This is a genomic window from Rheinheimera sp. (assembly GCF_020217005.1).
Lineage (GTDB): Bacteria > Pseudomonadota > Gammaproteobacteria > Enterobacterales > Alteromonadaceae > Pararheinheimera.
Window position 1 is genome coordinate 1 of sequence record NZ_JAIWOI010000245.1, and the last position, 10,000, is coordinate 10,000.

The 10,000-nt window shown below is 45.9% G+C and carries 8 protein-coding genes; 4 read left to right on the forward strand and 4 right to left on the reverse strand.

Annotation, left to right across the window (positions count from 1 at the left end; all coding sequences use genetic code 11):
• The 3 genes from LDL40_RS11975 to mpl all read right to left on the reverse strand — a co-directional run.
• The coding region (locus tag LDL40_RS11975) for an ABC transporter ATP-binding protein (protein WP_300995608.1) at positions 1–921 on the reverse strand (921 nt) is incomplete at its 3' end.
• A complete protein-coding gene (locus tag LDL40_RS11980; RefSeq protein WP_300995609.1) occupies positions 918–1,532 on the reverse strand; it encodes a flavin prenyltransferase UbiX in 615 nt (204 codons plus the stop codon). The genes LDL40_RS11975 and LDL40_RS11980, both read right to left, overlap by 4 nt.
• A 154-nt stretch (positions 1,533–1,686) precedes the next feature.
• On the reverse strand, positions 1,687–3,045 hold the full coding sequence (gene mpl, locus LDL40_RS11985; RefSeq protein ID WP_300995610.1) for a UDP-N-acetylmuramate:L-alanyl-gamma-D-glutamyl-meso-diaminopimelate ligase: 1,359 nt from the start codon (positions 3,043–3,045) through the stop codon (positions 1,687–1,689).
• Between the two features lie 201 nt (positions 3,046–3,246).
• Here mpl and LDL40_RS11990 point away from each other — a divergent pair, with 201 nt between their 5' ends.
• The 3 genes from LDL40_RS11990 to LDL40_RS12000 all read left to right on the forward strand — a co-directional run bounded on the left by LDL40_RS11990 (position 3,247) and on the right by LDL40_RS12000 (position 6,451).
• The gene (locus LDL40_RS11990; protein ID WP_300995611.1) at positions 3,247–4,218 is read left to right on the forward strand and encodes a class 1 fructose-bisphosphatase; all 972 of its coding nucleotides are present in this window, start codon (positions 3,247–3,249) and stop codon (positions 4,216–4,218) included.
• Positions 4,219–4,509: 291 nt separating this feature from the next.
• Positions 4,510–5,040 carry an inorganic diphosphatase gene (ppa, locus tag LDL40_RS11995; protein WP_300995612.1) on the forward strand — a complete coding sequence of 177 codons (531 nt, stop codon included), beginning with the start codon at positions 4,510–4,512 and terminating at the stop codon, positions 5,038–5,040.
• Positions 5,041–5,311: 271 nt separating this feature from the next.
• Positions 5,312–6,451: a methyl-accepting chemotaxis protein gene (locus tag LDL40_RS12000; protein WP_300995613.1), complete on the forward strand. Its 1,140-nt coding sequence runs from the start codon at positions 5,312–5,314 to the stop codon at positions 6,449–6,451.
• Positions 6,452–6,509: 58 nt separating this feature from the next.
• Here the strand turns inward: LDL40_RS12000 and LDL40_RS12005 are convergent, their stop codons facing one another.
• Positions 6,510–8,726, reverse strand: coding sequence for an EAL domain-containing protein (locus LDL40_RS12005; RefSeq protein WP_300995614.1), 2,217 nt, complete (start codon positions 8,724–8,726; stop codon positions 6,510–6,512).
• A 309-nt stretch (positions 8,727–9,035) separates the two neighbouring features.
• Between LDL40_RS12005 and LDL40_RS12010 the strand changes: the two genes are divergently transcribed.
• The gene (locus tag LDL40_RS12010) at positions 9,036–9,986 is read left to right on the forward strand and encodes a TIGR03899 family protein (RefSeq protein WP_300995615.1); all 951 of its coding nucleotides are present in this window, start codon (positions 9,036–9,038) and stop codon (positions 9,984–9,986) included.
• Positions 9,987–10,000 lie beyond the last annotated feature (14 nt).

Consider the following 10,000-nt stretch of genomic DNA (forward strand, 5'->3'; position numbering starts at 1 on the left):
TTTGGCTCCGCGTCCGTTTTCGACCAGACTGACAAACAACTCTTCCAGACGGTTGGCTTTGTTACGCATTGAAAGTACCTGTATACCTTGTGCTGTTAAAGCACTGAAGACTCCATTGAGCCCCTGAGCTTTTTCCACATCCACTTCGAGGCTATGGCTGTCGGTCTGACGGAAGCTGTAACCATCCAGCGTGATAGTGGCATCCGTAGGAGCAATATCAAGTAAAAAGGTTTCTTTGTTAAGCTTGCTCAGCAGGTTTTTCATGCTGGTATTTTCGACTATCTGACCTTTGTCGATAATGGCGATATTACGGCACAAAGACTCAGCTTCTTCCAGATAATGGGTAGTCAGAATAATAGTCACACCCTGCTGGTTAATTTCTTTTAAGAATTCCCACATAGAGCGACGCAGTTCAATATCAACACCTGCTGTAGGTTCATCTAAAATCAGTAACTTAGGTTCATGCATTAAAGCTCGGGCTATCATCAGCCTGCGTTTCATCCCGCCAGACAGCTCACGCGAACGAGCGTTGCGTTTGTCCCACAACCCCAGCTGGCCTAAGTATTTTTCGGCCCGGACTATGGCAACAGAACGTGGCACGCCATAATAACCTGCCTGATTCAGCACGATTTGCAGTACAGTCTCAAACTGGTTGAAGTTAAATTCCTGTGGCACTAAACCCAGCTGGCTTTTGGCATCTTCCAGTTGAGTGTCCAGATCGTAATCAAAGACTTTGACTGTGCCGCTGCTTTTGTTGACCAATGAACTGATAATGCCAATGCTGGTGCTTTTACCAGCGCCATTTGGGCCCAACAACGCAAAAAAGTCGCCTTGCTGTACCTCCAGGTCTATGCCTCTTAAAGCGACAGTGCCGCTTTTATACACTTTGTGTAACTGTCTAATTTCTAACGCTAAGGTCACTGTGGATCTCCATAGCCCCAACGGCTGACTAACTGTTGTTTTAAACCTAAATGGTCAAGAATTCGAGCCACCATAAAGTCGATTAAATCATCGACAGATTGGGGCTGATGATAAAAACCTGGAGCTGCTGGCATTACTACAGCGCCAGCTTTGGATAAAGCCAGTAAGTTCTCGAGGTGAATGGTACTTAGTGGGGTTTCACGCGGCACAATGATCAGTTGACCGCGCTCTTTCAGTACCACATCTGCAGCACGCTCGATCAGATTGTCGCTCATGCCATGGGCAATAGCGGCAGCAGTGCCTGTAGAGCAAGGACAAATCACCATTTGTTTAGGTGCAGCTGAACCTGAAGCACAAGGCGAAAACCAATCATCTTTACCATAGACCGCCAACAGCTCTTTGCTGACACCGGTTTTTTCCAGAATAAAATCACGGCAGGCTTCAGGGCCACCCGGCAGTTTTAAATCATATTCAGTGGCAAAAACCACACGGGCTGCGCTGGAAATCAGCAGATGCACTTTGACCTGTTGTGCCAGTAGGTTTTCCAGCAAACGCCAGCCATAACCAGCGCCTGAAGCGCCGGTAAAAGCTAAGGTGACTTCTTGGGTCATGGAGTTCTCTTTTTAAAATGATGACACTAATTTTTCCGCTGAGCCGACCCCTAAGTCATTGGAGTTGCAGGGAGGCGGCAAGTGTTCAAGGCCCCAGGAGCATAGTTAACCTATGAGACTGAGGCAGGAACAGGCAGCCAACAAAGCTGCAGCTTCAGGTACTACTGGTTGCAGACAAGGCATCGAGTAATTTTTGGTGAATGCCACCAAAACCGCCATTGCTCATAATGACTATATGATCCCCAGCGGACGCTTTTTCAACCAAAGCAGCCACTATTAATTCAACCGACTGAAATACCTGGGCTCTGCCCGGCATTTGCTCGGCTACAGCGGCCAATGACCAGCCAGAATTCGCAGGTTCAAACAGCAGCACTGCATCGGCGTCATGCAGCGAATCAGCGATAGCCGACTTGTGTACGCCCATACGCATAGTATTGGATCTCGGCTCCAGCACTGCCCAGATTTTTGCCTGCCCTACCCTGGCTCTTAAACCGGCTAAGGTGGTTTCAATAGCTGTAGGGTGATGAGCAAAATCGTCATACACAGCTATGTCCCTCACTGTACCTTTGAGTTCCATCCGGCGTTTTGGTGCAACAAACTGCGTTAAGGCTTCAATAGCCACGGCCACAGGAACACCGACATGGCGGGCCGCAGCTATCGCCATCACAGCGTTTTCAACATTGTGGTTACCACATAAAGTCCAGTTTAAGCTGCCTTGCGAAAGTCCCTGATAAAACAGCTCAAACACACTGCCATCCGGTTGCTTTAATTGCACGGTCCAGTCTTTGCCATAGCGCTGCTGCTCACTCCAACAGCCCATAGCCAGAGTTTGATCCACAGCTTCAACATTAGCTGGGCTTAATACCAAACCAGTGGCTGGCACCATACGCAATAAATGATGGAACTGGCGCTGAATAGCAGCTAAATCCGGGAATATATCAGCGTGATCGTATTCCAGGTTGTTAATCACCAGAGTGCGGGGTCTGTAGTGCACAAACTTGGAACGCTTATCAAAAAAGGCCGTGTCGTATTCGTCGGCTTCAATGACAAAAAACGGCGAGTCGCCTAAACGGGCCGAACTATCAAAATTCTGTGGAATGCCACCTATTAAAAAGCCGGGTTTCAAGCCTGCATATTCCAGCACCCAGGCCAGCATACTACTGGTGGTGGTTTTGCCATGAGTACCTGAAACCGCCAACACCCAGCGCTGATGCAACACCTGCTCAGCCAGCCACTGTGGTCCTGAACTGTAAGGAATATTTTGATCCAGAGTGTACTCCACTGCCGGATTGCCACGGGACATGGCATTGCCAATAATCACCAGATCAGGGGCTGGTTGCAGCTGCACCGGATCATAACCTTGGGTCAGTTCTATGCCCAATTGTTCCAGTTGAGTACTCATAGGCGGATACACGTTGGCGTCAGAGCCCGTGACTTTATGCCCAAGACTTTTAGCTATAGCGGCAATACCGCCCATAAAAGTGCCACAAATGCCTAAAATATGAATATGCATACTCGATCCTTAGCCAGTCCATCATGGATTCTGCCGCCATTCTAACAAAGGTCTTTGCTAAACAGCTGAAATAAAACAGGGAGAAACCTGCAATTTAGCCTGAACTTGATTAAAATGGCAGCTGCTGTGGCCGACAGCCCTGAATCAAAATTAACACTGCGGTCCACGCGCCCTCTACCTACACAAAAAAAGGAATGTTTTATGCGTCGATTGGCTCCGGCATTGCGTCTTGATGGCGCAGATGCAGAACTGATAGATCTGATTAAAAGCATCGTAGCCGCCTGCAAAGAAATTTCGTTTCGGGTAGGTCAAGGTGAACTGTCAGATGTATTAGGCTCCACACTAAATGAAAATGTGCAGGGCGAAACCCAGAAAAAACTCGATGTCATATCCAACGAACTGCTCAAAGATTTAATCCTTGAAACTGGTTCAGTGATGGCTATCTCTTCTGAAGAAGAAGAAAGCACGGTGGCTGGTAACCCTGCCGGTAAGTATCTGGTGACCTTCGATCCGCTGGATGGTTCGTCCAATACCGACATCAACAGTTTAATTGGCACTATTTTCTCCATACTGCCTGCCCCTAAAGGCGCAAACCCTTCAGACCCTGCTATTTTCCTGCAACCAGGCACAGCCCAAATAGCTGCTGGTTATATACTCTATGGTCCTTCAACTATGATGGCGCTGACCACAGGCAAAGGCACCAAAATGTATACGCTGGATAAAACCTATGGTGGTTTTCTGCTGACGCAAGAGCAGGTTACCATACCAGGAGTCACAGCTGAATTTGCTATTAATATGTCGAATCAGCGCTACTGGCAGCAGCCGATGCAAAACTACGTGGCGGATTTGCTTAAAGGCAAAGACGGCCCACGCGGTAAGAACTTTAATATGCGTTGGATAGCGGCTATGGTCGGTGACGTCCACAGAATTTTGTGTCGTGGTGGTATTTTTGCTTACCCAAGAGATTTAAAAGATCCCACCAAACCGGACAAGCTAAGACTGATGTACGAAGCTAACCCTATGAGTTTTCTGGTAGAACAAGCTGGTGGAGCCAGTACAACAGGCTCAGAGCGCATTCTGGAAATTCAGCCAGAAGACATTCACCAACGTGTTGCTGTAATTTTAGGTTCAAAACACGAAGTGGAAAGCTGCCTGCAATATCATCAGGTGTAGGTTCCATTAACTGTAGGGGCGCGGTTTATCTGCGCCCGTCCCGATGCAAAACTTATGTCGGGCGAAAGCTCGCAGACAACAAAGCTGCAGCTTCAAGTACGACGGATATTCGCCTAAGAAGTTGGAGTTGCAGCGCGACGACCAGAGATTGAGACCCCTGAACATAGGCCACTATGTAATTGGGGCGAAAGCTCGCAGACAACAAAGCTGCAGCTTCAAGTACGACGGCTATAGCCATATTTACGGCCGCTGTTATAATACAGCACCAAATTTCAGCATAAAGGAAGCGTTATGAGCTTAAGTCAGGTTGCCGCAGGTAAAAATCTGCCAGATGAAATTAATGTCATCATTGAAATTCCGGCCAATGCCGACCCAATCAAGTACGAAGTAGACAAAGATACTGGTACTGTTTGGGTTGATCGTTTTATGTCAACTCCGATGTTTTATCCTTGTAACTACGGCTTTGTAAACCAAACTCTGTCATTGGATGGAGACCCGGTTGACGTATTAGTACCAACTCCATACCCATTGGTACCAGGCGCAGTGATTAAATGTCGTCCTGTTGCAGTGTTAAAAATGGCAGACGAGTCTGGCGAAGATGCCAAAGTGTTAGCGGTTCCTATCAGCAAGCTGACTAAAATTTACGACAACATTCAGGATCTGAATGACGTGCCAGAATTGCTGAAAAACCAAATTCAGCATTTCTTTGAGCGTTACAAAGAGTTAGAACCTGGGAAATGGGTGAAAGTTGTTGGCTGGGGTGACAAAGCTGAAGCCAAGGCGGAAATTATCAGCTCTTTTGAGCGCGCCAATCAGAAGTAATAGTGAACAAAAAAACGGCACAACAGTGCCGTTTTTTGATCCAAGATCCAACGGCTATCATCAGTACTTTTTTCGCCATTACAGCACTGCAAATTCTTTTACCACAAAGCCATCTTTTTTTTAGCAGAAAAACGCAAAATCTGATAAAAAAATCTGTAAATATCTGTTATTTTCAGCAACAGATGTAGCTTGGCTAATGAGACAGGCTTGCACTATTACAATAATAAATTCCACTTCAGCGTTGTGATTGAAGTGATTCAGGGGTTAGGTTATGGCTTTGTTTGAATTCGGGTCTGCGCGGACCAAAATTGTGCTGTCTGGCATGGTCACGCTGGTGAGTATGTTGTTCGTTGTTACTGTATTAGCGGAGCAGCATTGGCTGTGGTCCACTTTAGCCATAGTGACTGTTGTTGCTGTGCAATGGTTGTTGGCCCAGTCGGCTTTAAAAGACTATCAAAGCTTCGTCTCAGAACAACAATTATTAATCCGACGCTCCATCCAGGAGAAATCCCTCTCACTGCAATTAAGCTCTGGCACAACAGCTGAGCTAAGCGGTCCTCGAGATCAGTTTAATCAGTGGCTTAACAGCTTAAAACAACAGCAGCAGGCTGCAGCAAGTCAAGCCGATGACTTAAAACGTCTGGTTACATCCATTCGTCATATTGCCAGCGATGAACAAAAACACTTGAGTCAGTTGCAGCACAGTGCGAATCAGACGCTGACCATGGTCGAGTCTATGAATCAAAGTGTGCTGGATGAAGTGCAAAGTGCCAACCTGGCCGCTGAAGCTGCTAATCATTCAAATCAGGTTGCAAAACAAGGTCAGCAGACGGTATCGACTACAGTCACGAATATCGAACAACTGGCGATCTATTTGCAGCAGGCTTCTGCCACTATAGCTCAGCTGGAACAGGACAGTAATCAAGTGGGTGCTGTACTGGAAGTTATTAAGGGTATCGCAGAGCAGACAAACTTACTGGCGCTCAATGCTGCCATTGAAGCAGCCAGGGCTGGCGAACAAGGCCGGGGTTTTGCGGTTGTAGCAGACGAAGTAAGAACTCTTGCTTCAAGAACTCAAAAGTCTACAGAACAAATTCAGCGTACTATAGAGCAACTGCAAAACGCGGCACGCGACGCAGTACAAAAAATGAAGTTAAGCAGTGAACAAGCAGATTTAAGTGTGCAGTCTGCCAATCAAGCCGGACATTCATTGCAGGAAATTACTGGCAGCATTGCTCAGATTTGTGCGATGAATCAGGAAATTGCTTCAGCCACTGATGAGCAACAACATCTGACTAAGGCGATGGTGACTTATGTACGGGATATAACAACTCATACAGAGCAAAGCCAACACAACAGCCAAAACTTGCAGCAAATGGGTGAACAACTGGCGTTGATTGCCAACAATTAACAGTTATGTGATGCAGAGCATAGCTAAGTACCTGTTAACTATGCTCTGCCCCCATTGTTCAGCCTTTTGACAAAAACTTGACTAAATCTGCAGCCGTCATAGCTTTAGCGTACAGATAGCCCTGAGCTTCTTCACACCCCATAGCGCGAACAGCTTGCTCCTGTTCTTTGTTCTCTATGCCTTCCGCTATAGTCGCCAGACCTAGTTTTCGCCCCAGATTCACTATGGTTTCTGCAATCAAAGTACCATTTGGACGGAAAAACTCTTTAATAAAAGTCCGGTCAATTTTGATCCTGTCCAGCGGCAATTGCTGTAAATAACTTAAAGATGAGAAACCTATACCAAAGTCATCAATTGCCACTTTAATACCAAAGTTCTTCAGCTTATTCAGGGCGTCAATCACGATTTTGGGTTCGTCCATCACCACGGATTCTGTAATTTCCAACTCCAGCAAAGCGGGGTTTACCTGGTAGCGTTCCACACAGTCAATCACAGACTGAACAAAACGATGATTACGAAATTGTGGCATAGAAACGTTAACAGCTATCCGCAAGTTGCCGAAACCCAGCTCATTTAAAGCTTGCAACTGTTTGCAGGCTTGCTGTAGCACCCAATCACCAATTTCAATAATAAGGCCAGAGTATTCAGCCAGCGGAATAAAAGCGGCTGGTGATATAAAGCTGCCGTCCTGCTGTTGCCAGCGCAGCAAAGCTTCCATCCCCAACACATGACCACTGTTTAAACAGATTTGTGGCTGATACCAAAGTTGTAATTTGTCTTTCTGGAAGTCAGATCTCAGGCTCCTTAACATAGCCAGTCTGTCAACCATCTGCTCTTCCATTTGAGCACTGTAATACTCATAGTTCTGCGCCAGATGTTTTTTAGCTCTGTTCAATGCAATATACACATGCTTTAGAATAGTCAGGCCATGCATAGCGCTGTCACGCAAACGACAAAAACCAAAACTGGCATTCACTTGCAAAGAGTGTTCTGAGCACTGAAATGGCATTTCAAAAATGCCGGACAAAGATTCAGGAGTAAGAGCCTGTTCCGGCCCTATAAGTCCAAAAACATCAGCTCCAATACGGCCAATCTGAGCAATTTCGCCAAACTGGGCAACCAGCCTATGGGTAACTGCAATCAATAACTCATTACCTGTTTCCTGGCCTAAACCATCATTAACGTCGGAAAAATGGTCAATATCAATCAGTACGGCTACATTAGAACCAGGATCCAGCCTGCGGGTTTCCTGCAACAAAGAGGTAAATTCATTGCGGTTTGGTGTTTTGGTTAAAGGATCAATGTAAGCCGCATGTTTAAGCTGCTGGAACAAGGTCACGTTTTCATAACCAATGGAGATATTACTTAAAAACACCTCGATCAGCTGACGATCAAAATCCTCAACAGGCCTGTTGGTTTCAATGTAAACCGCTGCTGCGTGATCAATATTGCCCAAATAGAGCACTGTATCTCTGTCAGTAAATATATGTCGACGCTCAGCAAGGCAAGTGGTGATTTGCTGGATAATTCTGTTGTTGTTTAAGCGTTCCAGTTTGCATTTAATGTAAGGCGCATAATGCCCTGCAGCGCCAAGCACATAAATATTGTCACTGCTGCTGCCATCATCTTCGATCTGGGCACACAACACACCTTCGGCATGCAAACCGATCAGAGATGAGATTTGAGTCACCACGCCTTCAGAAAACTCATGCAAGGAATGCTGTTCCAGTAAATTTGCCCCTGCATTGATAATTTTCTGCAGACCGATACGATTCTGGTTGATAGTGCGGATTTGCTGATAGCTGCGGATAGAAGAAATAATAGCGGTAACCAGTTTGTTACGGGTCAGCTCTGTTTTGGTTTTATAATCGTTGATATCATATTCTTTGATTACACTCTCTTCAGGTGCATAACCAGGCTGGCCAGTACGCAACACGATACGCACTTCATCCATTTTTAACTCGTCACGGATCTGCTGCACCACTTTCAGGCCTGCATCATCAGATTCCATCACCACATCCAACAGTATCACTGCTATAAATGGGTGCTGAGCTAAAAATTTCAGTGCTTCTTTGCCAGAAAAGGCATGATGAAAGACTAACTTACGGTCCAGTACCAATAAATCGGACAAAGCCAGTTTAGTGACCGTATGAATTTCTTCGTCGTCATCAACAATCAGCAGGTGCCATTCGCCACTGGATTGTGTTTCTGCTACCGAATTTGTTTCGTCTTCTGCGAGGAACAGAAAATCATCATCTGCTGCTTTTGACACCATGCTCCGACCTTTTTTACATCAGCTGTGAGAGGACTTTTTGAAAGCATATCAAGGCTCTGTTGCACAAATACAAGCATATACCCTGAATTTGCTTTGGCAATCCGGACCTATCCCACAACTATCCTTTGTAAGCTTCTAATCCCAGTTGTTCTACACTATACCCTCGGGCAAAAAAAGCAATTCATTTTATTAAAATCTTTAAGAATCATAAAGTTAACACTTTTGTAAACTTCTTTTGGAGTCGAAGGTAAATTTTTGCGTTATTGTGCAAATCTGGCAATAAAAACTGTTTCTACCAGAGGTGTATTGATGCAGAAAGTCTCTTCAGGTCGAGGGCATCAACGTTTACTTCAACTGGCCCGCAGTCAGTTGGGACACGAATTTGACAGCAAAACCTCAACAATAGCTCCGGACAATACCAGCCAGGTACAAAACGGCGATTTTAATCAGCGTCACCAACGTTTGGCCCAACGCTCCGGAGCTCCCTTAGCGGATGACATCAACCTGAAAGCCCCCACTTTGGCGCAACGGGCCGACCGCCGTGAACGCATGCACAAAGAGCGACAACAATCGAATTTAGAGAAAATAATGTCGTTAGCCTTAGACTACTGCCCTGAATACGTTGCAGATATGGAGGTAGATCCAGATTGGTTTCAACAATATTGTGATTTGGTGTTGAATATATCCAACCAGACCATGCAACAACTTTGGGCAAAGATTCTTGCCGGAGAAATTGGTCAGCCAGGCAGTTTTTCACTCAAAACCTTATTTTTATTGCAACGCATGAGTTTTAAAGAGGCTTTAGCTTTGCAAAAAGCCGCCAGCCTGACCTGCCGCGTCAGATTGCAGGACAGTGGGCATATTTACTTTGGTTATGTCCGCAAACCGTCCATTTGGCAGATCCTGACCGGCCGTAGTAAAGCAGTGCTGAACCTGAGCCAATTTGGCCTGACCTTTCCACAGATTTTAAGCCTGATTGATTTAAACCTGCTGCACCAAATTGAAATTGAAAGTGGAGAACTGATCCCTGAACAAAATTTGCAATTGCAGTACCATCAACATCATCTAAGCTGCAAAGCCAGGCATTCAGGTGTGGTGCTGCAATACTATAAATTTACGCCTGTTGGGGTTGAGTTGTTACCTTTACTAAACAGCCAGGCCAATCCTGCTTATTTACAAGCGCTGAAACAGCTGTTCAGTCCAGTACTGGATTTTTCCGACTCAACTGCTGGCATTGCCGGACCAAAGCCGCCACTTTAGGCGCATCTAAAGGT

Excerpts from the sequence above, each read along its gene's own strand:
- LDL40_RS11980 (WP_300995609.1), bottom strand. The coding sequence starts at position 1,532 with ATGACCCAAGAAGTCACCTTAGCTTTTACCGGCGCTTCAGGCGCTGGT.
- mpl (WP_300995610.1), bottom strand. The coding sequence starts at position 3,045 with ATGCATATTCATATTTTAGGCATTTGTGGCACTTTTATGGGCGGTATT.
- LDL40_RS11990 (WP_300995611.1), top strand. The coding sequence starts at position 3,247 with ATGCGTCGATTGGCTCCGGCATTGCGTCTTGATGGCGCAGATGCAGAA.
- ppa (WP_300995612.1), top strand. The coding sequence starts at position 4,510 with ATGAGCTTAAGTCAGGTTGCCGCAGGTAAAAATCTGCCAGATGAAATT.
- LDL40_RS12000 (WP_300995613.1), top strand. The coding sequence starts at position 5,312 with ATGGCTTTGTTTGAATTCGGGTCTGCGCGGACCAAAATTGTGCTGTCT.
- LDL40_RS12005 (WP_300995614.1), bottom strand. The coding sequence starts at position 8,726 with ATGGTGTCAAAAGCAGCAGATGATGATTTTCTGTTCCTCGCAGAAGAC.
- LDL40_RS12010 (WP_300995615.1), top strand. The coding sequence starts at position 9,036 with ATGCAGAAAGTCTCTTCAGGTCGAGGGCATCAACGTTTACTTCAACTG.